The 26,296-nt window shown below is 64.2% G+C and carries 21 protein-coding genes; 8 read left to right on the top strand and 13 right to left on the bottom strand.

Features of this window, described 5'->3' with window-relative positions:
• Window positions 1-7 precede the first annotated feature (7 nt).
• Complete coding sequence (locus EN845_RS13265; protein WP_127277235.1) at window positions 8-547, top strand: Lrp/AsnC family transcriptional regulator; 540 nt, start codon at window positions 8-10, stop codon at window positions 545-547.
• On the opposite strand, the gene EN845_RS13260 is transcribed toward EN845_RS13265, so the two are convergent.
• The gene (locus EN845_RS13260; protein ID WP_127277237.1) at window positions 544-1,866 is read right to left on the bottom strand and encodes a four-carbon acid sugar kinase family protein; all 1,323 of its coding nucleotides are present in this window, start codon (window positions 1,864-1,866) and stop codon (window positions 544-546) included. The two genes, EN845_RS13265 and EN845_RS13260, sit on opposite strands and share 4 nt — an antisense overlap.
• 8 nt (window positions 1,867-1,874) lie before the next feature.
• On the bottom strand, window positions 1,875-3,125 hold the full coding sequence (gene oiaX / locus EN845_RS13255) for a 3-oxo-isoapionate-4-phosphate decarboxylase OiaX (RefSeq protein WP_127870631.1): 1,251 nt from the start codon (window positions 3,123-3,125) through the stop codon (window positions 1,875-1,877).
• Between the two features lie 258 nt (window positions 3,126-3,383).
• Here oiaX and EN845_RS13250 point away from each other — a divergent pair, with 258 nt between their 5' ends.
• Entirely contained in the window at window positions 3,384-4,097 is a 714-nt protein-coding gene (locus EN845_RS13250; RefSeq protein ID WP_127277231.1) for a transcriptional regulator NanR, read from the top strand.
• 4 nt (window positions 4,098-4,101) lie between these two features.
• Here EN845_RS13250 and EN845_RS13245 read toward each other — a convergent pair whose 3' ends face one another.
• The 9 genes from EN845_RS13245 to mtnK all read right to left on the bottom strand — a co-directional run bounded on the left by EN845_RS13245 (window position 4,102) and on the right by mtnK (window position 15,261).
• The gene (locus tag EN845_RS13245) at window positions 4,102-5,940 is read right to left on the bottom strand and encodes a hypothetical protein (RefSeq protein WP_127870632.1); all 1,839 of its coding nucleotides are present in this window, start codon (window positions 5,938-5,940) and stop codon (window positions 4,102-4,104) included.
• Window positions 5,937-6,971: a Gfo/Idh/MocA family oxidoreductase gene (locus EN845_RS13240; protein WP_127870633.1), complete on the bottom strand. Its 1,035-nt coding sequence runs from the start codon at window positions 6,969-6,971 to the stop codon at window positions 5,937-5,939. The genes EN845_RS13245 and EN845_RS13240 overlap by 4 nt, the downstream gene beginning before the upstream one ends.
• Before the next feature lie 2 nt (window positions 6,972-6,973).
• Window positions 6,974-8,038: an ABC transporter permease gene (locus tag EN845_RS13235; RefSeq protein ID WP_127870634.1), complete on the bottom strand. Its 1,065-nt coding sequence runs from the start codon at window positions 8,036-8,038 to the stop codon at window positions 6,974-6,976.
• Complete coding sequence (locus EN845_RS13230) at window positions 8,038-9,594, bottom strand: sugar ABC transporter ATP-binding protein (RefSeq protein WP_127870635.1); 1,557 nt, start codon at window positions 9,592-9,594, stop codon at window positions 8,038-8,040. The genes EN845_RS13235 and EN845_RS13230 overlap by 1 nt, the downstream gene beginning before the upstream one ends.
• Window positions 9,591-10,235 carry a DUF2291 family protein gene (locus EN845_RS13225; protein ID WP_127277220.1) on the bottom strand — a complete coding sequence of 215 codons (645 nt, stop codon included), beginning with the start codon at window positions 10,233-10,235 and terminating at the stop codon, window positions 9,591-9,593. The genes EN845_RS13230 and EN845_RS13225 overlap by 4 nt, the downstream gene beginning before the upstream one ends.
• 79 nt (window positions 10,236-10,314) lie before the next feature.
• A complete protein-coding gene (locus tag EN845_RS13220; protein WP_127277218.1) occupies window positions 10,315-11,256 on the bottom strand; it encodes a D-ribose ABC transporter substrate-binding protein in 942 nt (313 codons plus the stop codon).
• Window positions 11,257-11,520: 264 nt separating this feature from the next.
• Complete coding sequence (locus EN845_RS13215) at window positions 11,521-12,348, bottom strand: phosphogluconate dehydrogenase C-terminal domain-containing protein (protein ID WP_127277215.1); 828 nt, start codon at window positions 12,346-12,348, stop codon at window positions 11,521-11,523.
• 550 nt (window positions 12,349-12,898) lie between these two features.
• On the bottom strand, window positions 12,899-13,993 hold the full coding sequence (mtnA, locus tag EN845_RS13210; RefSeq protein ID WP_127277213.1) for an S-methyl-5-thioribose-1-phosphate isomerase: 1,095 nt from the start codon (window positions 13,991-13,993) through the stop codon (window positions 12,899-12,901).
• Complete coding sequence (gene mtnK, locus EN845_RS13205; protein WP_127870636.1) at window positions 13,990-15,261, bottom strand: S-methyl-5-thioribose kinase; 1,272 nt, start codon at window positions 15,259-15,261, stop codon at window positions 13,990-13,992. Before mtnK ends, mtnA begins: the two co-directional genes overlap by 4 nt.
• A gap of 137 nt (window positions 15,262-15,398) precedes the next feature.
• On the opposite strand from mtnK, the gene EN845_RS13200 reads away from it, so the two are divergent.
• The 3 genes from EN845_RS13200 (at window position 15,399) to EN845_RS13190 (ending at window position 19,085) form a co-directional block, all read left to right on the top strand.
• Window positions 15,399-16,910 carry a sugar ABC transporter ATP-binding protein gene (locus EN845_RS13200; RefSeq protein WP_127870671.1) on the top strand — a complete coding sequence of 504 codons (1,512 nt, stop codon included), beginning with the start codon at window positions 15,399-15,401 and terminating at the stop codon, window positions 16,908-16,910.
• Between the two features lie 80 nt (window positions 16,911-16,990).
• A complete protein-coding gene (locus tag EN845_RS13195; protein WP_127277593.1) occupies window positions 16,991-17,986 on the top strand; it encodes an ABC transporter permease in 996 nt (331 codons plus the stop codon).
• A 49-nt stretch (window positions 17,987-18,035) separates the two neighbouring features.
• Window positions 18,036-19,085 (top strand): substrate-binding domain-containing protein, encoded by a 1,050-nt coding sequence (locus tag EN845_RS13190; RefSeq protein WP_127277596.1) that lies wholly within the window; start codon window positions 18,036-18,038, stop codon window positions 19,083-19,085.
• A 68-nt stretch (window positions 19,086-19,153) separates the two neighbouring features.
• Here the strand turns inward: EN845_RS13190 and EN845_RS13185 are convergent, their stop codons facing one another.
• A complete protein-coding gene (locus tag EN845_RS13185; RefSeq protein WP_127870637.1) occupies window positions 19,154-21,208 on the bottom strand; it encodes a bifunctional aldolase/short-chain dehydrogenase in 2,055 nt (684 codons plus the stop codon).
• Window positions 21,209-21,295: 87 nt separating this feature from the next.
• Complete coding sequence (locus EN845_RS13180; RefSeq protein ID WP_127870638.1) at window positions 21,296-22,261, bottom strand: sugar-binding transcriptional regulator; 966 nt, start codon at window positions 22,259-22,261, stop codon at window positions 21,296-21,298.
• 202 nt (window positions 22,262-22,463) lie between these two features.
• Between EN845_RS13180 and EN845_RS13175 the strand changes: the two genes are divergently transcribed.
• The 3 genes from EN845_RS13175 (at window position 22,464) to EN845_RS13165 (ending at window position 26,098) form a co-directional block, all read left to right on the top strand.
• Window positions 22,464-24,104, top strand: coding sequence for an acyl-CoA synthetase (locus tag EN845_RS13175; protein ID WP_127870639.1), 1,641 nt, complete (start codon window positions 22,464-22,466; stop codon window positions 24,102-24,104).
• Window positions 24,105-24,295: 191 nt separating this feature from the next.
• A complete protein-coding gene (locus tag EN845_RS13170) occupies window positions 24,296-24,901 on the top strand; it encodes a TetR family transcriptional regulator (RefSeq protein ID WP_127277604.1) in 606 nt (201 codons plus the stop codon).
• A gap of 54 nt (window positions 24,902-24,955) precedes the next feature.
• Window positions 24,956-26,098: an efflux RND transporter periplasmic adaptor subunit gene (locus tag EN845_RS13165; protein ID WP_127870640.1), complete on the top strand. Its 1,143-nt coding sequence runs from the start codon at window positions 24,956-24,958 to the stop codon at window positions 26,096-26,098.
• Window positions 26,099-26,296 lie beyond the last annotated feature (198 nt).

Raw genomic sequence — 26,296 nt, 5'->3', positions numbered from 1 at the left:
TATCGATATGGATGAAGAAACAGATGGCATTCCGCGGAACAGGCCGGCGGCCCGGGATGTCGACGCGACCGACCGAAAAATATTAGGCGTTCTGGTCGACGACGCGACGGTCACCTATGCCGAGCTTGGCGATCGCGTCGGCCTGTCGCCGCCGGCAGCGCATGAGCGGGTCAAGCGGCTCCGGCGCAGCGGCGCCATCCGCAACACGGCCGCCATCATCGATCCCAACGCGGTGCGGAAGCCGCTGCTCACCTTCGTCCACATCGACACCAGTGGCTGGGGCAAGACCCCGGAACTGATGGCGATCTCGGAATATCCCGAGGTCGAGGAGATCCATACCGTCGCCGGCGATACCTGCGTATTGCTCAAGGTGCGTACCGAGGACACCAAGGCACTCGAAGGCCTGCTGTTGCGTCTCTACGAGACACCCGGAGTCACTTCGACGCGCAGCTACGTGGTTCTGGCGACTTACCTCGAACGGCCGGTGCAGCCCGGCATCACGGCGCAGTGGCCGACGCCGAAACACCTGGGCAAGCCGCTGTATTAGCTCCCCAGCCGGATGGTCTCGAAATAGGCGTCGGTGCCGACCTGGCCGCCCTTCAGCGCGATCTCAAGGCCGTCTATCGCGCCGCCGCCATGGGCGACGCAGAGCGGCGACCCCGGTGACTGCGGCAACGGCATGCGCACGGTCAGCGCGTCGATGGCCAATTGTCCGAGCGCGTGGCTGGAGGTGTCGCCGCCGGCAATCACGGCGCGCTTGAGTTTCTGCTCGGCGATCAGCCTGCGCAGGATGGTTCCCAGCGCCCGTCCGAGTGTGTTCCGGGCGCCCTCGATCCGGTCGATCTCAGCACCGCGATCGGCCTGTGGACCAAGCGCGGAGTAGAGGATGACGCTGCGGCCCTTGGCCAGGCTCGCCAACCCGGCCGCGACCGCCTGCTCGGTCGCTTCGCCGGCGCCTTCGCAGACCAGTCGCATCGCATCCATCTCGACGCCGTCGAACCCGTGAGCAAGCGCGTGGCGGATCTGTTTTTCCGTGGTAGGGGAGACGCTGCCCGACACCACGGCGAGCCGATCCACGGGGCCGGGCGGTGCGAATGCGGCATGCCCCGATACGATGCCCTTGGCCGCCCATTCGGCCAGCAAGGCATATTCGGCGCCCGAGGATCCGACGACGAAACCATGGCCCTTCCCGTGGATACGCCAGAGTTGTTCGCCGACGCGTTTCTGCGTCTGGTGGCTGTCGACGTCGAACAGGACGATATCCTTGTCTTGCAGGACTTGGTCGACCGTCCGCGCGAGATCGTCCGCCTGCAACGTTGCCAGGTCGACTAGGCCGGAACTAAGGCTGGTCTGGCGCGAAAGGTGGACGAGCAAGTCGGCCTCGTCCATCGGCGTCACCGGATGCCTGCTCATCACCGGATGCCGGTCGATGCGGAAATATGCGCCGCGGAACGCCGCGAAGAGGTTGCCGAAGGCAGTGTAGCGCTTGAGCTGTGGCGCGCCGACCACCATCGGCACGCTTGCCGCCTCGAAAATGCGCCTGCCGATCTCGGTGGCGCGGCCGATGCTGCCGACCGCCGGGCTGGAATCGAAGGTCGAACAGATCTTGTAATGGCAGACCGCCCCCCCGAGGCCTTTCAGCCATTCGAAGGCCGGCGTCAGGTTTTCCTCCATCCATTGCGGCGTTTCGCTTCGGCTGATGCCCGCCAGGCCAACCGCGCGGCAATGCGAAAATCGCGCCAGCAGGGACTGGTCGGGCTGGCGCATGAACAGCACGGTCGGCACGCCGCCGAGTTCGAGCGCCTCCATGACGTCGGTCGACCCGGTGAGGTCGTCGCCGTAATAACTGAGGAGCAGGTTTTGCACGGCCATGCTCATGCCGCCCTGCCGTCGCCGAATTTCTCGATCGATCGCGCCAGTTCGACGTGATCGCGGGCATAGTCCGTCAGCGCGATGCCCTCGACCGCCGCCTGCCAGGCCTGCAGCACGGCCCGTACGCCGGCGCCGGGCCCGTCCGGATGGCTGACGATGCCGCCGCCGCAGAGGTAGAGGAGATCGAGCGTGCGGCCAGTGCGCCGATAGGTTTCGGGCGCCTGGCCGCCCCACTGGCCGGAGCAGGCCACGGGCAGCGCGCAATCGTCTGATGAGAACAGCGGCGTCGTCACCGCCTCGAACGAGCGGATGAAAGAATCGTCCGGCTCCCAATATTTCGAGCCGATGCCGTTGATCTGGAACTGGTCGACGCCGAGCAGCCGCCAGAATTGCTGCCAGACGCTGAAATCCATGCCGAGGCCGGGATGGCGTGTGAGGATATCCCAGCCATTGCGGTGGGCATGCAGCACCAGCCCGGAACGCTTTCTCAGATATGCCATGCCGCCGAAGCCGATGGAATTGATGTTGACGACGGCGCAATTGCCGCCGGCTTCGAGCACGAGATCGTGGTTGCGCATCATCTCGTCGGGATCGGCATGCGAGATGCCGAAGGCGTACATCACCTTCTTGCCGGTCTTCTGCTCTTGGTCGAGGATCAGCGGCATAATCGCCTTCACCCGCTCGCCCAGCGGCGAATAGGCCGGGCTCATCAACTTCTCGTCGTCCTTGATGAAATCGACGCCGGCCTCGATCAGTTCGCCCACCATTTCGGCCGTCTCATGCGGCCTGAGCCCCAGCGCCGGCTTGACGATGGTGCCGATGATCGGTCGGCCCTCGACCCCGGTCAGCCTGCGGCTGCCGGTCAAGCCGAACTGCGGGCCCGGATGGGCGCCCCGGTATTGTTCCGGCAGCTTCATGTCGATGACGCGGATGCCGGACAGGCCCCTGATCGAATAGGTGCCGCCGATGGCGATGGTCATCAGCGCCGACAGGTCGGTGCCGATCGCGTCGAATGGGAAGCCGATGTCAACATCGGCGCGCCGGAATGGCCCGCTGCCGGACCCGGGCAGCGATGGTTGCTCAGCATCGGCCAGATGCCGGATCGCCAGCACGCGCGCCGCCACGCGCGCCTTCAACTCCTCGGTCTCGCCCGGCAGCGCGACGAAGGTGCCGGTCGACTGGTCGCTGGCGATCTTGGCCGCCAGCGCCTCGATGCTGCCAGGGGTTTCGATGCGATAGGTAAGTGTGATCATGGTCGACCGGCCGCTCGAAAAGGGTTCGAAAAAAGTTTTGTCGCGCAGGAAATCTGGTATAATGAGTACATAAGTATTGCAAGAAATATCCGAGTCTCGGCAAGAGCGGGCGGGCTAGGGCAATTCCAGGAAAACCGTGCAACGGTTTTCTGTCCGGAATTGCGTAAAAGCTGGAGCGTCCCCGCTCCAGGTGCGGGCATTCCGGTAATCCTGCCGGGAATGCTAAACAAGAACCGAGCCAGGGAGTGATTCGTCACGATGAACCGTTCGGAGCCGATCGTCCGGCGCAAACTTTCCGACGAAGTCTTTGCAAGGCTGAAGCGGCTGATCACCAGCGGCGAACTGCAGCCCGGCGACGACATGCCGTCCGAGCGCGAGTTGATGGAGCGCTTCGAGGTCGGCCGGCCGGCGATCCGTGAAGCCATGCAGGCGCTGAGCAATATGGGGCTGGTCGCCATCTCGCATGGCGAGCGCGCCAAGGTGCTGCAACTGACCGCCAAGTCGATCATCAAGCAGGTCGACGGCGCGGCCAAGATCATCCTGTCCTCGTCCAGGGACACGCTGGAGCACTTGAAGACCGCGCGCATCTTCTTCGAGCGCGGCATGGTCAGGGAAGCCGCGGAAAAAGCCACATCACAGGATGTGCAACTGCTGAAGGCAACCGTGGCCGAGCAGCGCGCCGCGCGCGGCGATTCCGAAGCTTTCATCTCCGCCGATATGAAGTTCCACACCCAGATCGCGTCCATTTCAGGCAATCCGATCTATGTCGCCGTCAGCGAAGCCACGCTGGGCTGGCTGAAGGAATACCACACCGAAATGCTGATCTGGACCGGCAAGGAAAAATACACGCTGACGGAGCATGAAGAGATCATCGACCGCATAGAGCACAGGGATGCCGACGGTGCCGAGAAGGCGATGATCAAACACCTCGAACGCTCGCGTGCTCTCTATGTGATGAATTCCGAGAAGTGACGCTCTAGCCGACACGCATAATGGCGTAGGGCGACATCACGAGATGGTCCTGGCCAAGCGTCGAAACATCGATCGGGACATTATTCGCCGTCAGGTTCGCCAGCCAGACGATGGTTTCCCTGGAGGCAGCGCGGCCGGCCAGCGCCAGAACTCGCGTCTCGTCACTGGTCGTAGCGGAAACATGCGTCAGTCCAGCCAACTCACAAAGCCCTTCGATGGCCCGGAGGATCGGCCGCGGCGTTCCTTGCGCGACGGGTTCGCCTGATCCGGCAACCACGCCGAACGGTCCGGCGAAGCTGGACAGTGTCAGCATCTCCAGTCCCGCAGGCGCGACGCGCGCGGCATAGCCGATCGTCCATGCGGCGGCGAATTGCGCGGCATGGCGGGGGTCGCGGTTCGCCATGGCGATGCGCTGTCCCCGCGAATTGTCCTTGGTCGCCCCACCATAGGGGTTCTGGCGCATGGCAATCGTCGATGGCCCGATGCGATACGGCTTTGTCCCGAAGATCGCCCGGGTGGACCGGGTGATGAAGGGAAGCGTCTCCAGCGACTGCATGACGCTGAGATCGTCGGCGGCATGCACGATCGGACAGGTGCAGTGGGTGATGAAATCGAGCTGGTCGGCGGGAACGCGCTTGCGGTTGAGCTCGGTGAAATAGCTGAACATGCCGCCGCCGAGACGGAGGCCGGGAAAGGCGCGGCGGGCGGCCGCGTAGACGTCCTCGAGCTGCGGACATGCCGGCCAGGGGCTGCCCGGCGGCGTCGACTGGCGGTCGACCGCGGGCGATACCGCGATGGCGTCCACCCGCAGGCCTACCTGGCGCAGCATATTGGCGACGTCGGAAAGTTCGGCGTCGAGGTCGCCGGTGCAGGCGGCCACGCATTCCAGCGTCGTCGAAGCGGGATAGGCGGCGGCGAGTCGGGCATGGGCGCGCAGCGCGTCGAGACCGTGGCCGCGCGTCGGATCGAAATGGAAAATCAGCTGCCGGGGACCGAGCCTTCCCAGCAGCGGTAAATCGGCAAGTGCCGCCTCCACATCCTCGGGATAGATGACGACGCCGATGTCAGGCAGCTTCGCGCCGGCTTGCCCAAGCTCGACGCGGACCGGCTCGGCCGGCACGGCCGAGGCGGGCAGATTGGCGTCGCCTGCGATGCTCAGGCTGATGGTCTGACGAAGGGATTGCCTGGCCGGCAGCACATAGGGCCATGGCAGCGCCAGCGGCCGCACATAGGTCTTGTAGGAGGCATCAGACCAGTTGCGCTGGTCTTCCATCTCGAATGTGTCGCCTTCCATCCGGCATTGCGCGACAACGCCGGGCCGCACCTGATGCGTGATGGCGCGCAAATCCTTGAACGGCTGCCACGGGTCGATCAGATCGGGCAGTTCCGTCTCTTCCACGCTGCCGTCGGTGTGCTCCACCGTCACCGCGCTGCCGGCGAGGCCGGCGATCGGATGCAGGATGCAGAAGCCGCATCGGTTGGTCTCGAAATCGCTCTCCGGCAATGCGGTCACATCGAAGACCAGCCTGCCGTCGGCGGTGCCTTCGATCGTGGCGTGGAAGCCGAGCCGGCCGCCGCCCGGGGCGAGGCAGCTTGCCGCGTAGCTGACGGAGAAACGGTCATCCGTCTGGTCGATGGTCAGGTCCTCCAGGTCAGGCTCATAGGTGCCCCAGTCGCGGTCGCGTACGATATAGGCGATGGCGCGCAGCACTTCGGTGCCGCCATGGCGGATGGTGCGCAGGTTGCCGTTGACCAGCTCCGCGCTGAGCGCGCCGGCCTGCAGCAGGATAGGCGCCGCTTCGGCCGTCCCGGTGCCGTAGAGATGGAAAGCGTCGGCCGTCATTTCAGCAGGTCGTCGATCTGTACCGGCGCGCGGCTTTCGGCGCCGGCATAGGCTGCTTCGACGAGGGCGAACGTCCTCAGATTGTCGGCTCCCGAGGTTGCCGGCTCCTTGCCGGATACGAGGCTGTCGACCCAGTGCTTCTGGATCGCCAGCACGCTTTCCTGGATGTTGTGCCATGGCCGCGAGGCCCAGGGCAGCAGCGGCGGCGAGACGTCCTTGACCGTGGTGCCGTTCTTGCCGGTGACGGTAAGCTGGTAGCCCTGCGCCAGCCGGATCGTGCCGTCGCTGCCGTCGAGTTCGACCAGTGTTTCCGGGAACGGCTCGGTGGCAAGCCTGGTGGCATAGCTGCAATCGACCACGGACGTCGCGCCGCCGGCGTGGTCCATGAGCATCGTCGCGACATCCTCGCCGGCGATCTTGGGATTGATGCGTGTGGTCCGCGCGGTCAGGCTCGTCACGTCGCCGAGCAGGAAACGGGCGATGTCGAGGATGTGGATGCCGAGATCCTCAATGATGAAGCGTTTGCCCGTCGCCAGATAAGGCTGGCCGGAAAACACGTCATAGCCGGAGCGGAAGGAGATGCGTCCGAAGAACGGCGTGCCGATCTCGCCGCTGTCGAGCACGGCGCGCACCGCCTGGATCGGCGACTGCCAGCGAAAATTCTCATGCACCATCAGCGGCACGCCGGCGTCCGTGCAGGCCTTCACCATCGCCTTGGCATCAGCGAGCGTCGGCGCGAAGGGTTTCTGGCAGATGACAGGGACGCGGTTCTCGGCCGCCATCTCGACCAGCGGCCGATGGCTGCCCACGGTGGTGGCGATGTCTACGAAGTCGAGCTTTTCGGCCGCGAACATCGCCGCCGCGTCCGCATAGCGCCGCGCTACGCCGAACTGATCGCCGACGATGCGCAGCCGTTCCGGATCGCGGTCGCAGATGGCGACGATCGAGGCGCCCTCGATGTCGCGCCAGGCATGCATCTGGTTGACGGCGAAGAAGCCGCAGCCGATCAGCGCTCCTCGCAACTCCGCCATGATCAGCCCGCCTTTGCCATCTGCATCAGGGTAACACGCTGCTGAAGCCGGCGCTGCGCCTGGTCGACGACGACGGCGACGATGATGACGAGGCCCTTGATCACCATTTGCCAAAACGAGCTCACCCCCATCATCACCAGCCCGTCCGACAGGATGCCGATGACGAAGGCGCCGACGATGGTGCCGCCGATCGTGCCGCGGCCGCCAGACATGGAGGTGCCGCCGAGCACCGCTGCCGCGATCGCGTTCAGTTCGAAGCTCTCGCCCGTCGCCGGGTGCGAAGCCATCAGCTCCGACGAGATGATCAGGCCGACGATCGCGGCGCAGAAGCCGGAAAACATGTAGACGAACATCTTGACCATGTTGACGCGCACGCCCGAGATCCGGGCTGCGCGCTCATTGCCGCCGACGGCGAAGATGTGGCGACCGAGCGGGGTGTAGCGGGCGAGGTAGGCGGCCCCCAGCGCCGCCACGACCAGGATCCAGATCGACACCGGCAGGCCGAGGAGCCGGCCAGCGCCGAGGAAGCCGAAGCCGGTGGTGCCCAATTCCGGCTTGCCGACCAGGTTGGGAAAGGTGCGGCCGTCGGAGGACAGCAGCGCGAAACCGCGCGCCACATAGAGCACGCCCAGCGTGGCGATGAAGGGCGCGACGTTGAGCCTGGTGATCAGCAGGCCGTTGACGGCGCCGATCGTTATGCCGACCAGAAGCGTGATCAGGATGATCTCGAAGACGTTGAAATAGACGGTGTAGCCGATCTGCAGGTCGATGCCGTTCAGCACGAGATAGCCGGCCACCATGCCGCACAGGCCGACGATCGAGCCGACCGAAAGGTCGATGCCGCCGGTGATGATGACGAAGGTCATGCCCATGGCGAGGAAGGCGTTGAGCGCGACGTGCTTGGCCATTAGGATCAGGTTCGCCGCCGACAGGAAGTTCGGCGCGGCGATCGAGAAGAACACCAGCACCGCGATCAGCGCGATGAAGGTCCGAAGCTTCATCAGCGTCAGCAACGCGGAGCCGCTGGAGGTGGAAGGAGCGGCCGCCTTGGCCGGAATGTCAGTCATCAGCGTTGCTCTCCATGTGCGGGGGCAAGTTGTGCGGTGGGTCCGTGGCCCAGCGCCGATGCCGCGACGATCGCTGCTTCCGTCGCCTCGGCGCGGTCGAACATGCCGGTCAGTCTGCCATTGCTCATCACCGCGATGCGGTCGGACAGCGCCATCACCTCGTCGAGATCGGAGGTGGCGAACAGGATGCCGAGACCATCGCGCGACAGCTTGCGCATGGTGCGGAAGACGTCGGCCTTGGCGCCGACATCGATGCCGCGGCTGGGTTCGTCCATCAAAAGCACCTTCGGTCCGGTGAGCAGCGCCTTGCCAATCACCACCTTCTGCTGGTTGCCGCCCGACAGCGACGAGACTTCCTGCGCCGGATCGGCGACCTTGATCGCCAGTTCCCGCACCATCTGCACAACGGCCTGCCGTTCGGCGCCGCCCCGGATATGGAACAGGCGTACGAAGCGCGACAGGCTCGCCAGCGTCAGATTGCTGGCGACCGAGAGGATCGACACCAGCCCCTCGCGCTGACGGTCCTCCGGTATCAATGCCAGCCCGCGCTGGATGCGGCGCGTCGTGTCGCGCTCCTTCACTTGCTTGCCGGCGATGAAGATATTGCCGCTGGCATGGCCGTGACGGCCCATGATGCAGTCGAACAACTCGCTGCGCCCGGCGCCCATCAACCCATATATGCCAAGGATCTCGCCGGCGCGCAGCGCCAGCGAGACATGGTCGACCGCCAGCCCGCCAGTCACGCGCGGCAGGCAGATCTCCTCGGCGCGGAAGATTTCCGCGCCGGGCTGATGGCCGTCGGCTTTGGCGAAATCCTTGGCGTCCGAGCCGATCATCTGCCGCACGATCCACTGCGTATCGACGTTCCTCATCTCCTCTTGGCCGGTGATACGGCCGTCGCGCAGCACGGTAACGGTGTCGCCGATGCGGATCAGTTCTTCCAGGCGGTGCGAGATGTAGACGATGGCGACGCCGCGCGCCTTGAGGTCGGCGATCACCTTGAACAGGATTTCGACTTCAGCCGCGCTCAGCGCCGAGGTCGGCTCGTCCATGATCAGGATCTTGGCGTCGAGCGAAACCGCCTTGGCGATCTCGACCAGCTGCTGCTGGCCGATGCGCAAATCCTCGACCAGCATGTCGGGCCGGATGCCGGCCTCGAGCCGGTCGAGGAATTCGCCCGCCCGCTTTTCCTGCGCCTTGCGGTCGATCTTGCCCAGCCGGTTGGTGATCTCGCGGGTGGCGAAGATATTCTCGGCGACGGTCATGTTGCCGAACAGGTTCAGCTCCTGGAACACCATGCCGATGCCGCGCGCCACCGCATCTCCCGACGAGGAGAAGGAAACCTCTTCGCCTTCGAGCAGGATGCGGCCGGCGGTCGGCTGCTCGACGCCGGCGATGATCTTCATCAGCGTCGACTTGCCGGCGCCGTTTTCACCGACCAGCACGTTGACGGCACCCTTGCGCACCTCGAAGTTCGCCTGCTTGACCGCGACAGTGCCGGCATAGACCTTCGAGACGTCCTCCAGCTTCAGGATGACGTCGTGAGCGGGGCTCATGGCCTCGGCCCGATCTCGGCCTCCGCCGGCGTCACAAGGGGCAGGTCCTGGCCGCCTTCGATCGTATAGGCGCCGAGCACCTTGGCGGTCCGGCCCTCAAGTGCCTCGCGCGGCAGTTTGGACAGCACGGTCTTGTCGGCATAGGCGTTGAAGGCCTTCCCGAACTGGGCGAAGTCGATCTGGTTGGTGAAGTCGTTGAACTGGACGAAATCGAGGCTGTCCCGCAACGCCGTGCCGCGCATGGCCGGCCCGATCTGGACGCGCGCATCGGCCTTGCCGTCGCCGTCCACGTCGATATCCATCGTGCCCGCCCGCGACTGCGTGTTGGCAGTGATGATCTTGCCCTCGACTCGGACCGCGAAGGTCCATGGCGAATTCGTCTGCTTCCTGGGATTGCCGTATTTGGCGCCGGCCGCCGCCGGATCGGTTTTCGCCAGCGCCTGGACTTCGGCCAACGGTCCGGCCTTCTGGACGAGATAGGGGATGACCTTCGAGGCCCAGATGTCCTCGACCATCTTGTCTGGGTTGAAGGCAGGCGCACTATTTTCGCTCCGCGCCATTGGCGTCGGCAGGATCTTGCAGCCGCTCAGGCCAAGGCCAGCGAGCGCGGCGAGAGTTAGCCAGGTCAATGTCTTCGGCATGGCGATCAAAAGCACCCGGAACGTGAATGGAGGCGAGGGGCGAACCTGGGTCCGCCCCTCGCAATTATAGCGCGCCGGCTCAGTTCTTCAGCGCGAAGGTTTCGAGCTTGGCGGCATTGTCGCCGTTGATGAGCACGCAGTCCATCAACTGCTTTTCCTTCTCGGGCGACTTCTTGTTCTTGATGAAGTCGCTGGCCTGTTCGACCGCCATCTGCGCCTGGGCGTAGGCCGGCTGCAGCACGGTCGCCTTGATGCCGCCGGAGGTGATGGAATCGCGCACGTCGTTCGAACCGTCGAAGCCGACGACGATGACATCCTTGCGGTTCGCGGCCGCGAGCGCCGCATAGGCGCCCATCGCCATCGTGTCGTTGCCGGAGATGACGCCCTTGATGTCGGGATTGGCCTGGAGGATCGATTCCATCTTGGAATAGGCCTCGGTCTGGCTCCAGTTGGCCGACTGCTGCGCGACCATCTTCAGGTCCGGATAGTCGTCGATGACATCATGATAGCCCTTGGAGCGGATGCCGGCATTGGTGTCGGATTCCTTGCCGACCAGCTCGACGAAATTGCCCTTCTCGCCCATTAGCTTGACGAACTCCTGCGCGCCGAGCTGCGCGCCCTGGTAATTGTTAGAGACGATCTGCGCCACGGCGACGCCGGTGGCGTTGATCTCGCGGTCGATCAGGAAGGAGGGAATGCCGGCGTCCTTGGCCTTCTGCACAGCGGCGACGGTCGCGTCGGCACCGGCATTGTCGAGGATGATCGCCTTGGCGCCGCGGCCGATCGCGGTGTCGATCAGTTGGGACTGCTTGTTGGCGTCGTCGTCATGCACCAGCACCAGCGCCTCGTAGCCGAGTTCCTTGGCCTTGGCTTCGGCGCCGACGGCTTCCGCCTTGAAGAACGGATTGTCGTGCGATGGGGTGATGATGGCGATGAGGTCGGCCGCGTAGGCGGGCATCGCCGTGCCGATTGCCAGCACACCTGCGAAGGCGGCAAGCGTCATTCTGCGTGTCAGTTTCATGAAGTCCTCCCTTTGAAAAATCTGTGCCTCGGTCGTCGAGGCGACTGCATCTGAATTCGTCAGGCCGCGGAGAATGCGGACCACTTCGGCTCAAGCCGTCGATCGGCTTCTTCAGAGCCGATCCGCGCTCCCGTTCCCCGCCATCCTCCACTCGTCCCGGCTCGAACTCCCAGCGAAGCGTGCCCGATCCGAGCTAGCAACAATTTAGCCAACTGGTATGATGAGTCAACCACAAATTCAGGTGACATGTACCTGATGACTCGTTCAGGTAATCCGCTGGATGCTGGCCGCGATCTCTTCCGGCTCGAAGACGCGCTTCCAGTCGTCGCGCATCAGCACCGGCTTGCCGAACTCGATCGCCTTGTTGCATGCATCGGAGAACACGCCCTGGGTCTCACCGAAGATGACGGCGCCGAGCACGTTCATGTGGCCAAGCAGGAAATCGAGCGCCGCCTGCTGGTCGACGCCGCGCGCCACGACCTCGTCGACCGCTTCCTTCATGACGACCAGCAGCGAGGCGCACACGGTTTCCGAAAGGCCTGGCTCGAGCAGCGCCATCTGTTCGACGGAAACGCGGTGCGAGCGCATCACCGGCGCCCAGATGATCTTGGCGATGGCCTCGCCCTTGGCATAGTCGGCTTCCGGTCCCTGCATCAGCGCGCTGACCATGTGCTGCTTTGCCTTGACGCCGCCGAAATAGTCCTTCTTGGCCGCCATGTCGGTCTCGTCGTTGAAGATCGGCGGATGGCAGGGATGGGTGACGAAGTAGGTCAGGTCGGGACGATCGGGCAAATGGCCGGCGAAGGGTGCTGCGGCATCGAGCACGATCACCATCGTGCCCGGCGCAAGCTTGCTCTCGATGCCGGCCGCGACCTTGCCGATATGAGTGTCCGGCACGGCCAGGATCACCACGTCGGCGCCTTTCAGCGCCTCGTCGGCGCTGACCGTATCGAAGCCCAGTCCGGTCTTCAGCCGCTCACGCCCAGCCTCGCTGACCTCGACATGGCGGATCGTGTAGGGCGAGCCGCGGAAATTGGTCGAAAGGCGGTATCCCATTTTGCCGCCGGCACCGAACAGCGCGATCGTCGTCATCTAGCCCTTGCTCCCTGGTCTTGAACGATGGCTTAGCCGATCGTTGCCTTATATACTGGTATGATCACTCTACCACGTTTTGGCAAGAGGAAATCATCATCCGTCTGTCATTCCGGGCGGACCGCCTCGGGCGTCCGGATCGGATTTCACCGCGTCGCCGTCGCGTGCTGTAGAAGGCGGCCCGTCGCGACGGCACTTTCCAGCCCGGCATCGCCAGATCGAGGAGAGCAACGATATCCTGGACGATGTCCCGCGCGCCCCACGGCAGACCGCCGGTCTGTATGTGTGGTGATGATGGGGACGTGCAGGCTGGCGAACAGGTGGCGACGGCGCTTGTCGATCCGCTGAAGATCAACGTGCCTTATTAGCCTGCCCGCGATTGGAGTGCCTGAAGCGTCATGGTCCCCGGCCGCCAAAACACGCCCATGGATGCCATTATTCGCGGCGGCCCGCGGTGCTCACCGCACTTTGTCAGCGTGCTGGAGATCGCCAGGCGGCACGGCCCGGACCGTGAACGTTTGGTTCTGAACGCGCGCCTTCGCGCAACCGATTATCCCCGCTCGGGGAACATCGCCCTCAGCCCTTCGCGCGAGGCCTTGGCGATGCCGCGCTCGGTGATCAGTCCGGTCACCAGCCGTGCCGGCGTCACGTCGAAGGCGGGGTTCCTTGCCGGCGTCGCTTCGGGCGACACACGCACCTGGGCGATCTCGCCCTTGGCGGTTTTGCCCCAGACCAGCGACACCTCGTCGCCCGAGCGCTCCTCGATCGGGATTTCAGCGAGGCCGTCGCCCACTGTCCAGTCGATGGTGGGAGAGGGCAGCGCGACGTAGAACGGCACGTCATTGTCGGCGGCGGCGAGCGCCTTCAGATAGGTGCCGATCTTGTTGCAGACATCGCCATCGGCAGTCGTGCGGTCGGTGCCGACGATGACCATGTCGATCGCGCCGCGCTGCATCAGATGGCCGCCGGCATTGTCGACGATCAGCGTGTGCGGCACGCCGTGGCCGGCCATCTCCCAGGCGGTCAGTTGGGCACCCTGGTTGCGTGGGCGTGTTTCATCGACATAGACATGGACTGGAATGCCGGCCTCGACGGCGAGATAGATGGGTGAAGTGGCTGTGCCGTAGTCGACGGTCGCCAGCCAGCCGGCATTGCAGTGGGTGAGGATATTGACCGTCTCGCCCGGCTGTTTGCGCGCCGCGATCGCCTTGATGATTTCAAGGCCGTTCTTGCCAATGGCGCGGTTCAGCCCAACGTCCTCGTCGGCGATTTCACTGGCGCGCCGGTAGGCGGCCGTGGCGCGTTTTTCTGGCGGCAACGGCCGCAGGAAACGCCGCATCTCGTCCAGCGCCCAGCGCAGGTTGATCGCCGTCGGTCGTGTCTCGTGCAGTGTTTCCCAGACGGCATCGAGCGCTTCGTCGGATGCGTCATCCGTCATCTGCATGGCGACGCCATAGGCCGCGGTGACTCCGATCAGCGGTGCGCCGCGCACCCACATGTCGCGGATCGCGGTGGCGACGCCGGCGACCGTGCCGAGCTTCTCGATGCGGAATTCATGCGGCAGCCAGCGCTGGTCGATGATCTCCACCGAGCGGCCGTCGCCGCTGAGCCAGATGGTCCGATAGTGGCGGTCGCCGACGTTCAAATGCTGTTCTCCTGTTCGATCAGCGCGGCCAGGTTGTTGACCTCGTCAATGCTGTGAATCTGGTGCCGGTTGACGGCGATGTGGCGGCCGAATTTCAGCGCCTTCGCCTCACAACTGGCGCGTAGGTCTTCATCGGCAATGGTCTCGAAGTCGGCATTGTGGGCGAGGCCGAGGATGCGTCTGTGCACCTCGATGCCGGCAAAACCGAGCAAATCGGTCCAGATCTGGTGCAGCACATGGTCGAGCGCCTGCTCGGCGGCGAGTATGTCGCCCTGATCCTCGAACAGGGTCTTCTGGTAGAGCATGCCGGTGCGCTCGGTGCGCCACAGATGCGAGAACTCGGCGCGAAACACCGCCCAGGTCTCGACGACGACATCGAGCAGATAGGCGCGCATGGCATCGCGCTTGCCTTTCTGCTCATGTCCGCGTTGCGAGAAGAAGGACATCCAGAAATTGGCGAGCAGCATGCCGACATCGAAGGCCATCGGACCGTAGAAGGCGAACTCCGGATCGATCATCCGCGTTTCCTGGTCGGTGACCATGATCGAGCCGGAATGCAGGTCGCCATGTAGAAGCGTCTCGGCATTGGCGGCAAAGATATGCTTCAGCCGCTGTGCCTCGACCTTGAGGTCGCGGTCGGCCCGCAACTCGGCAACCAACGCGTCGAGCTGCGGGCTGGTGTGGCGGTTCATCTTGGCGTCGAAATAGGGGTCTGAGAATACGAGATTCTCGGTGATGTCGCAGAGTTCGACATTGTCCGCGAACAGCGCCAGGTCGGCCTTGCGCTCTTTGGTCGCCATCGACAGGTCGGAACCGCGGAACAGGGTGCGGGCCATGAACAGGCCGATATCCCGGGCAATGTTCGGCAACTGCCGGCCCTCGATCAGCGCCCGCCGCAGGATGATGTGCGGCGACAGATATTCCATGATGATCAGCGCCTGGGTCTCGTCGAAGTAATAGATCGCCGGCACCGAGCCCGGCGCACGCGCCTCTTGCCGGGTCAACGCGTGATACTCGAAGAAGGAGCGCTTCAGGGGCAGCGGCCAGCTGTCACCGACGAGGCGGACATAGGGCAGGGCCTGCTTGACGATGGCGCCGCCACTGGCGCCTTCGACGATGAACACCAGGTTCAGATTGCCGTCCCCGACTTCGCGGACTTTCCAGGCGCTGGCGTCCCCGCCGATCTTCGCGCACAGCGCTTCGTTCGTGCCGAGACGTGTTGCGAGCGTCTCCACCGACAATGCTTCGAACGGCAATTTCCCAGTCATCCTCGTCCCTCCCGCCTGTGTGCTCCGATCATAAGGGAGCCTTGGCGGCGGGGCCAAGCTAGGAAGCTGTCTGGCAATTGTCAATCGTGTTGACAATTGCCGATATTGACCATAGCGTCGTCGTCAGGGAGGAACGCATGGTCGGCAATGCCGTGTTCCGCGTAGAGGGACTGAGGAAATCCTTTGGCCGCAACGAGGTGCTTGGCGGCATCGCGCTGGACCTTCATGCCGGTGAAGTGACCGTGCTGATGGGCGCCAACGGCGCCGGCAAATCCACCCTCGTCAAGATCGTCAGCGGCGTCTACGAGCGTGGCGGCGGCACCATGACGCTCGCCGGCCAGGACTTCGCACCGAACACGCCGGCGGAAGCGATCCGCGCCGGCGTCGTCACCGTGCACCAGAACATCAATGACGGTGTTGTCGCCGACCTCGATGTCGCCACCAATCTCACGCTCGACAGGCTGAGCGGCAAAGGCGTGCCGACCCTGTTCAACCCCGTCCGCGTGCGCCGCGAAGCCAAGGCGGTCGCCGATCGCATGGGGTTGGCCATCGATCTCAAGGCACGCGTCAGCGATCTGTCGCTGGCCGACCGCCAGATGGTGGCGATTGCCCGAGCGCTGGCGCACCAGCCGAAAGTGCTGATCCTCGATGAGCCGACCTCATCGCTCTCCAGTGCCGAAGCCGACAGGCTGTTCGCGCTAGTCGACCGGCTGCGCGAGCAAGGCGTGGCGATCCTCTATATCTCGCACCGCATGTCGGATATCAGGCGGCTCGCCGACCGCATCGTCTCGATGCGCGATGGTGTCGTCTCGGGCGCCTTCGACACCAAGCCGCTCGACTATGAAGGCGCGGTCAACGCCATGCTCGGCCGCAAGATCCATCTCGACCAGATCGTCGCCAGGAGTTCGGCCAGGGCGGTCCTGGCCATCGAGGGGCTGCGCATCGCGCAGGGTGCCCGGCCGATCTCGCTGACGCTTGGCGATGGCGAGGTCGTCGCCATCACCGGCCTCGTTGGCGTCGGCAAGACCGCTCTTGCCGAAACGTTGTTCGGTGTGCGCCGGCCGCTCGCCGGCACCATGACGATGAACGGCAAGCCTTACGCGCCGCGCTCGGCGGGCGACGCGATCGCCGCCGGCGTGTTTCTCGTCGCCAAGGATCGCGCCAGCAGCGGCATCATCGGTGGCTTCAACATCGAGCGCAATGTCAGCCTGCCTTTCCTGAAGCGTATGTCGAATTTCAGCGTGCTCAAACGCCGCCTCGAACGCGCCACCGCGCGCCGGCAGATCGAGCAACTCGGCATCGTCTGCCGCTCGGAGAAGGACGAGATGTCGGCGCTGTCCGGCGGCAACCAGCAAAAGGTGATGGTCGCCCGCTGGATGGCGCAGAATGCCGCGCTGTTCATCCTCGATGAGCCGTTCCAAGGCGTCGACATTTCGGCAAGGCGCGACATCGCCGCCAAGCTGAGGGCAAGCACCAATGGCCGTGCCACGCTCTTGTTCGTCACCGAACTCGACGAAGCGCTGGAGACGGCCGATCGCATCCTGGTGATGTCGGAGCATACGATCGTCGGCGAACACCGCAATGCCGATGTCGACCTCGACCGCCTTTTGGCCGAGGTCGCCGGCGGACCGCTGCACAGCGCTGCCTGAGGGTGGCGGTGAATGGATTGGAATGGAGAGACCATGGGTTGGAGTTGGGTAAAAACGGCAGCGGCGCTGGGGTGCGCCGAATGACGCTGCGCGACTATGCCATCCGCTATGGGTTCATCGTGCTGCTGTTCGGATTGGTCGCCTATTTCGCGATCGCCGCCGACGGGTTCGTCTCGCCGCAAAGTGCCGTCTTCATCTTCCAGTCGGTCGCCATCACCGGCGTGCTGGCGCTCGGCGTTACCGCCACCCTGGTGGTCGGCGGCTTCGACCTGTCGATCGGCTCGGTCGCGACCTCGGCCATGATGGCGGCGGCCTATGTCATGGTGGTACTGGAACAGAACGCCGTCGTGGCGGTCATCGTCTGCCTGTTGATCGGCGCCCTTGTCGGCCTGATCAATGGCTGGCTGATCGTCTACATGCGCGTGCCGGACCTCTTGGCGACGCTCGGCATGATGTTCCTGCTGGTCGGCCTGCAGCGCATCCCGACCGAGGGCCGCTCGATCGCCACGGGCATGACCATGCCCGACGGCTCGGTCGCCAACGGCAAATTCTCCGATGCCTTCCTGGCGCTCGGCCGCCACCGCTTCGATTTCTTCATCCCAAACCTCATTCCGGTGTCGGTCGTCGTGCTTCTGGTGCTGGCGGTGTTGATCTGGTTCTTCCTCGAATACACCCGCTTCGGTCGTATGATGTATGCGGTCGGCTCCAATGAGCGCGCCGCCGAACTCGCCGGCGCGCCTGTCAAGGCATACAAGATCTGGGCCTACGTTATTTCAGGAGTTTTTGCCTCGATCGGGGGCATTTTGCTCGCCGCCCGGCTTGGACGCGGCGACATCGCCTCGGGTAATAATCTGCTGCTCGATGCGGTTGCCGCGGCGCTGATCGGCTACGCGGTGCTCGGCGCCGCCAAGCCGAACGCCTTCGGCACCGCCATCGGCGCGCTGTTCGTCGGCATCTTGCTGCAAGGCCTGACGATGATGAACGCGCCCTACTACACGCAGGATTTCGTCAAGGGCGTGGTTCTGGTCGTCGCCCTTGTCTTCACCTTTGCCCTTTCGGGCAGGGGCAGGGGCTAGCATTCGGCCGGACAGGATTTTGGGTTCAACAGAAGTGGAGGAAAACAAGGTGAACATCACAAGAAGAGTTCTGGGGAAAGTGGCGCTCGGGCTGGCCGGCGCAACCATGCTGATGCAGGGGGCATTTGCCGCGGACAAGCCGGCGCCGTTCGACAAGCCCGGCGTCAAGATCGCGCTGGTGCGTTATCTCTCGACCGGCGACTTCTTCCAGGCCTATCTCTCGGGCGTCGAGGCGCAGTCGAAGGCGCTTGGCATCGACCTTCGCGTGCTCGACAGCCGCCAGGACGCCGCGCTTCAGTCCGACATGGTTGATCAGGCCATCGCGCTCGGCGTGCAGGGCATCATCATCCAGCACGGCCTGACGGAATCGATGAAGGACGCCGCCCAGCGTGCCGTCGACGCCGGCATCAAGGTGGTGGCTTTCGACGTCAATGTCGAAAACCCCAAGATCCCGCAAGTCGAACAGTCGGACAAGGACCTGGCGCGGCTGGCGCTCGAGCAGGCGGTCAAGGACAATGGCGAAAGCTGGAATGCCGGCTATGTCTATGTCGCCGGCATTGCGCCGCTCGACCGCCGTAACGAAACCTGGGTCGACGTGAAGAAGAAATATGCCGGCATCAAGGAGGCCGCCATGTTCGGCACGCTCGACAACCCGATCGCCAACTCCGTCGCCAACCAGGCGCGCTCGGTGCTGTCGGCGCACCCCGACATCAACGTGATGTTCGCCCCCTATGACGAATTCGCCAAGGGCGTGAAGATCGCCGTCGACGAAGCGGGCCTGAACAAGAAGATCAAGATCTATTCGGCCGACATTTCGACGTCCGACATCGCTGCGATGCGTGAGCCCGACAGTGCCTGGGCCGCGACCGCGGCGACCAACCCGGCCGTCGTCGGCCAGGTCTCGGTGCGCGCGCTGGCGCAACTGCTCGCCGGCGAAGATCCCGGCCACAACGTCATCGTGCCGCCGACGCTGATCACGCAGAAGGAGCTGATCGACAAGGACATCAAGAACATGGAAGACCTGTCGGCCAAGCTGCCACAGTTCGCCCATGCCGACGTCGCCATGCCCGCCTGGATGCCGAACCCGAACGCGAAGTAAGGCTCGCCAGTACAGGACGGAAAAGGGCGGCCCGTGAGCCGCCCTTTTTGTTGCCTGTCGGGAGATGCCTAGCGCAGCGCCGCGGCGATATTGCCGCCGTCGACCGTCGTCACATCGGCGGTCGTGCGGTCGGCCAGAGCGTGGTGCAGGAAGGCTTGGGCCACGTCCTGCGCCGTCACCTCCTGGCCGAGCAGATTGCCGGACATGTATTCCTTCTCGGACACGCCGCGCGCGCCCGAGCGGCTGGCGATCATGGCGTCGGTCAAAAGGCCGGAGCGGATGCGGTCGGCATTGACGGCATTAGAACGGATGCCATGGGCGCCGTAGTCGAGCGCGTATTGCCTGGACAGGAACAGCGTCGCCGCTTTCGGCACGCCATAAGCGCCGAATTTCGGGCCCGGATTGACCGCCTGCTTGGAGGTGTTGAACAACAGCGCGCCGCCGGTGCCCTGTTCCAGCATGATGCGCACGGCGTTCTGCGCCGCCGACTGGTGGGCGAAGAAATTGAGCTCGAAGCTCTTGCGCAGCAGCGCATCGTCAAGCTCGCCGATGCGGCCTTCCCAAGCGGCACCCGCATTGGACACCAATATGTCGACGCCGCCGAAGACGGCGACCGCCTTGTCGAAGGCGGCACGCATCTGGGCCGGGTCGGTGATGTCGGCGCCAACACCGATCGAATTGTTGCCGGCTTTTTTGGCGGCATTGGTGGCCTTTTCGGCGTCGAGATCGACGACGACGGCATGAGCGCCATTGTCGGCGAACAGCTTGGCGGTCGCCGCACCAATCGCGCCGGCGCCGCCGGTGATCAGCACCACCTGTCCGGTCAACGGCTTCGGCTTGTTGGAGGCGAGCTTGGCCTGTTCCAGCGACCAGTATTCGAGCGGGAACAGGTCCGCCTTGGACAACGGGTGGAAACGCCCGACCGCCTCGGCGCCGCGCACGGCCTCGATCCACATCTCGCCGACGTCCGATGCGATCCTGGCATCCTTCAGCGTGCGGCCATGACCGAACATGCCGAGCCCCGGCACCAGCGTCAGTCGCGGCATGGGATCGAGCATGGTGCGCTTGACGTCGTCGAGCGCGTCATTGGTCTCGAAATAGGCGCGGTAATCGCTGACGAAGGCGTCGACATGGCTCTTGATGACGGCCTTGTAGTCGTCGGCCTTGTCGGCATCGGGCGCCGGCACGGCCATCGGTCCGGTCTTGATGCGGATCGACAGATCCGGCGTCGACACGCCACGCCCGGCATAGTCGGCAATGTCAGCCGAATTGATGAAGTCGACGATCGCGTCGGAGGTGCGGAAGTCGCTGATCATGCGGTCGAAGCGGCCTTCGCCGCGTGGCGCCGCGACCGCGCCGCGCAGCATGGGCGCGATGGAAGCCGGCGTCGCCAGCCTTGCCGGCAATGCTGCCTTTGCCACCTTGGGCTTGGCATGCTTGGCCACATAGTCTTCGGCGACGTTCACATAGTGGATCATCCGGTCGTAGGCCTGCCTGGCATCGTCGCCGAAGGTGAAGATGCCGTGCTTGTCGAGGATCAGGCCTTCTACCGTTGGGTCGGCGTCGAAGACATCGGCCGCCGCTTTGGCGAGATCGAAGCCCGGCATGATGTAGGGCACGTAGCCCATTTTTGCTCCGAACACCTTTGCCACCAGCGGCTTGCTGTCTTCCTGGTCGACAATGGCCAGGATGGCGGTCGAGTGGGTGTGATCGACGAACTTGTGCGGCAGGAAGGCATGCAGCAGCGTCTCGACCGAGGGGTTGGGCGAGGCGGGGTCGATCAGGTTTGCCCGCTGCAGCGCGACCATGTCCTCGTCGGAAAGCCTGTCCAGCTTGCGCGCCTTGAGCAGCGCGCCCATCTTGACGGCGGGCAGGCCCTGCGGCTCGATGACGGCCATGTCCCAGCCGCTGCCCTTGACGCACAGCACGTCCCACTCGTCGCCGACGAGGTCGGTCGCCTTGATCTTGCAGGAGGTGTTGCCGCCGCCATGCAGGACCAGCTGTGGCACGCCGCCTAGAAGCCGCGTCGTGTAGACACGCAAGGCGAGATCGCGGCCGACGCCCTTCTTCGCATAGTCGGCAACGAGTTTTTCGGCCGCGTCGTCGTTCCACAGGTTCTTCATGTTCGCTTCGTCCAGTTGCTGTCTTTAGGTGGTGAAACAGGAATGCCGCGACGCCTTGATGACAATGCGTCGGCAAAGGGTTTATTTTCAGGATGCCTTTTCTGCTGACGTTCCGGCATGATCGAGCAGCCGCTGCGCCATATGCGCGCCGACAACCAGATGCGTGCAGAGGCCGCCGGCGATGGCCGCGAGCAGCGGCTCGAACTTGCTGTCCTCCTGCACGACCATGAGCCGTTTCCCGATGACGCGCAGCGAAGCAAGCCCCGCCGAGATGACCCGCCGGTTGTAGCTGCAGTCGAGCAACTCGCCACCGGCATCGATGATCTGCCCGGCGATGACACCGGCCGCACCTTCCTTGCGCAGTGCCGCCATCTCGGCTGCCGTCAGCGCGCCACACTTCACCAGATGGCTGTCGGCATCGACCGCGCCGATGGAGTAGAGCGCAAGATCGCAGTCGCTGATCCCAGCAAGCTGGTCGCGGATCACCGGCTCGGCGCGCAGGCCTTGCGCCAGTGCCTCGGTCGACAGCACCAGGGGTGCGTAGAAGTTGAGGCCCTTGGCGTTGAGCCGGCGCGCGATTTCCATCGTGCACTGGTCGGGCCGGTAGGAGTAGGGCGCGCCGAGATTGCCGCAGAGCTGCACCACGGTGACGTCCTGCAGGTCGGCATAGGACATGATGTCGGCGATGGTGTAGACGGTGCGGCCCCAGGCAACGCCGATGCGGTCGCCTTTCCTGACGAGTTCCAGGAACACGCTTGCCGCCAGCACCGCGATATCGGTCGACGGGTCGGCGAGATAGGCGTTTTCAGGCGCGATCCAGACGGCGTCGAGCTTCAGGGCGTCTTCCAGCCTGCGCGCCATGACGTCGTCGGTGAAGAGCTGCGTCGAGGTCGAGATGTTGACGATGCCAGTCTCGCGCGCCTTGCGCAGATACATGGCGACGGAGGCGCGCGAAATGTTGAGCTGATTGGCCACTTCGTCCTGCCGAAGCCCATGGGCATAGTAAAGCCAGGCCGCCTTGTGAATGAGCTGTTCTGCCGGTCGGATCGCCATGCCACCTCCTTGGCTGACAATAGTCACGGCTCTCGACAAAAGTCAAATTTGGATCGACAGGAAGCGATCTTCTGCCGCCGCGGCTCGATGGAGATCACCATTCCAGCAAGTCGCCGCAGCATAGCATTTTCAGCCATCCAGGGGGATAGCGTGACGACGAACCTGGGGTTAGAAAGCTCGAAAAGACTTTGGGGAGGATGGGATGGCCAATCCCTACGAACAGGATCTCGACAGGAACGCCGCCAACCACCAGCCGTTGACGCCGCTCACCTATCTGGAGCGCGCGGCTAAAACCTATCCCGACCATATTGCCATCATTCACGGCAGGCAGCGCATCAGCTACCGCGCCTTCTGGCGCCGCTCCCTGAAGCTCGCCTCGGCGCTGCACAGGCACGGCATCGGCAAGGGCGATACGGTGACGGTCATGCTGTCGAACACGCCGCCGATGCTGGAGGCGCATTTCGGCGTGCCAATGACCAAGGCCGTGCTGCATTCGCTCAACACGCGCCTCGATGCCGCGGTCATCGCCTTCCAGCTCGACCACGCCGAGACCAAGGTGCTGATCGTCGACCGCGAGTTTTCCGGGGTCGTGCGAGAAGCGCTCGGTCTGGCCAAGGTCAAGCCGCTGGTCATCGACTACGACGATCCCGATTACGCCGCTGATGCGCCCCACCCGAAAGGCGAGCGGGTCGGCACGGTGGACTACGAGGCCTTTGTCGCCAATGGCGACGAGGAGTTCGCCTGGTCGATGCCCGACGACGAATGGGATGCCATCTCGCTCAACTACACGTCGGGCACGACAGGCAATCCCAAGGGCGTCGTCTATCACCACCGTGGTGCTGCCCTGATGGCCTACACCAACACCATCCATGCCGGCATGGCGAAGCACGCCGTCTATCTCTGGACCTTGCCGATGTTCCACTGCAATGGCTGGTGTTTTCCCTGGACGCTGGCCGTCCAGGCCGGCACGCATGTCTGCCTGCGCTGGGTGCGGCCGAAGCCGATCTACGACGCCATTGCCGACCATGGCGTCACGCATCTGTGCGGGGCGCCGGTCGTCATGTCGGTGCTGATCAACGCCAGGGATGAGGACAAGCGCGCGTTTGCGCAGACGGTCACCTTCAACACGGCTGCCGCGCCGCCGCCCGAAGCCGTGCTGTCGGGCATGGCCGATGCCGGCTTCGCCGTCACCCATCTCTACGGGTTGACCGAGACCTACGGTCCGGCTGTCGTCAACGAATGGCATAATGGCTGGGACGCACTCGACAAAGGGGCGAGGGCGGGCAAGAAGGCACGGCAGGGCGTGCGCTATGCCGCGCTCGAAGGCCTGACGGTGATGGATCCCGAAACCATGGCCGAAACGCCCGCCGACGGCGAAACCATCGGCGAGGTCATGTTCCGCGGCAACATCGTCATGAAGGGTTACCTGAAGAACCGCAAGGCAACGGACGAGGCTTTCGCCGGCGGCTGGTTCCACTCGGGCGATCTCGGGGTCATGCACCCAGACGGCTACATCCAGCTCAAGGACCGCTCCAAGGACATCATCATCTCCGGTGGCGAGAACATTTCCTCGATCGAGGTCGAGGACGCGCTCTACAAGCATCCCGCCGTCGCCTCCTGCGGCGTCGTCGCACGCCATGACGACAAGTGGGGCGAGGTGCCTGTCGCCTATGTCGAGCTGAAGCCGGGCAAGGAGGCGAGCGAGGCCGAGATGATAGAGCACTGCCGGGTGTTGCTCGCCCGCTTCAAGGTGCCAAAGGCGGTGATCTTCGCCGAAATACCGAAGACCTCGACCGGCAAGATCCAGAAATTCCGGCTGCGGGAAATGGCCAAGGTCGCCTGAAGCCCTCCGTGGGCCTTTTCGAGAGAATTATTTTCAGAGGCCCGCATCCTGGGGGCGTCTTGTGACGTCTATGGGATGTCACCATTTGTCACCTATCGTACGCGTACGTCGAATCCGTGTTGACAGAGTGCCCCTTTCGATTTACGAGTGATGAAAATCGAAATTCGTCACTCGTTATTTGACAGAGAGCTATGTCCGAAGCCGCCAACATCGTCGCCGACGTCGCCCGCCAGGAAAATGTGACGCGCATTCTCGATTGCGCCGAGCGCCTGTTCCGGCACTATGGCTACGGCAAGACCAATGTCGCCGACATTGCCCGCGAACTCGGCATGTCGCCGGCCAACATCTATCGTTTCTTTGCCTCCAAGGTCGAAATCCACCAGGCCGTCTGTGGCCGGATGCTCGGCGCCAGCTACAAGATGGCCTACGAGATCATGCACCTGCCGATCAGCGCCGAGGAGCGGCTGCGGCGTTACGTGCATGCGCAGTACAAGATGACGATGGAGGTCATGCTCGACGACCAGAAGGTCCACGAGATGGTCATCGTCGCCCTCGAGCGCGACTGGGGCGTCATCGACAAGCATGTCGACAGCATCCACGATCTCTTCGCCGAGGTAATCCGCGAGGGCATCGAGGCCGGCGAGTTCAGGAAACAGGACCCGGTGACCGCATCGCGCTGTTTCGGTGCCGCCACCGTCATCCTGTGCCATCCGCAGATGGTGGCGCAGTGCCTCGCCAAGACCAATCGGGCGATGCCCGACGAGCTCATCGATTACGCCATCAGAGCCTTGAAATAGCCGCCGCCAGCCGGTGCCGGTGTCGACAGTCCGCCTCCAGTCGGGAGTATCAAGATGTTTTTGCCCAGTTCCATCCTTCGCAAGCTGCCAGCCGCCGGCCTGATCATCGCATCGCTTGGGCTTGCCGGCTGCTCGCAGGAAAAGGCGGAGGTGAAGGACATCATCCGCCCGGTCAAGGTCGTCGAGATCGCGAAGGCGCATGACACCCGCACGCTGTCCTATTCCGGATCGGTGCGCGCCCGCACCGAGAGCACACTGGGGTTCCGGGTCAACGGCAAGATCACCGAGCGTCTCGTCGACATCGGCCAGCACGTGGCGCCTGGCGATGTGCTCGCCCGCATCGATCCCTCAGACTATGACCTGTCGGTCAAGAGCGCGCAGGCCGCGCTGGATGCCTCAGAACGTCAGGTCGAGACCGTCGAACTCGCCCGCAAGCGCGCCGAGCAGCTTTTCGCCAAGAACTTCGCGCCGAAATCGCAGCTCGAACAGGCGACGCTGACCTTTGACCAGGCCGTCGCCACGCGCGACTCCGCCCGCTCGACGCTTGCCCAGGCCAGGAACCAGGTCGGCTATACCGACCTCAAGGCCGACAGGGACGGCATCGTCACGGCGGTCAACGCCGATGTCGGCCAGGTGGTTGGCTCGGGCACGCCGGTGATCACCGTCGCGGTCGATGGCGAAAAGGAAGTGCTGATCGCGGTTCCGGAAATGGAGATCGCGCAGTTCAAGCCGGGCAAGGACGTCAAGGCGGGCTTCTGGTCCGATGCCGCTCTGGCGCTCGACGGCAAGGTCCGCGAGGTCGCCGGCAGCGCCGATCCGCAGTCGCGCACCTTTGCCGTCCGCGTCAGCCTGCCCAACGACCCGCGCGTGCTGCTCGGCATGACCGCCAATATCGAGGCGTCGGCAGCCAACGAAAAGCAGCTCGTCTCTATCCCGCTGAGCGCGCTCGCCGAGAAAGACAGCCAGTCGATCGTCTGGACGGTCGATCGCGGCGCCGACACGGTTCATGCCCGTCCAGTCAAGGTCGCCGAGTTCGCCGCCGACGGCGTGCGCGTGGCGGAGGGATTGAAACCGGGCGATATCGTGGTCGCCGCCGGTACGCAGTTCATGACCGAGGACCTGAAGGTGAAACTCGCCGGCGGCGTCACACAGCAGTCCGCCTCGGCCGAAGGCGAGGACGCCAGCAAGCTGCGCTGACGACAGACAGATCGGCCGCGCGTTCCCGCGGCCGCAGGTTTCCGGGCGGCGTGCCCGAAGGTCGAGACGTCAAGGCCGATGTACCCCCGCATCGATCCTCGCGTCCCACCGCGATGAGTGTCTCTCCGCTCGAAGAGCGACGCCGCCCGGAAACCAGTATCGAACGCAGATGATTTCGTTTCGCGCGCCGCGCTTCTT

It is taken from the genome of Mesorhizobium sp. M8A.F.Ca.ET.202.01.1.1, assembly GCF_004791595.1.
Classification (GTDB): domain Bacteria; phylum Pseudomonadota; class Alphaproteobacteria; order Rhizobiales; family Rhizobiaceae; genus Mesorhizobium.
This window is presented reverse-complemented; position numbering and strand designations above follow the sequence as displayed.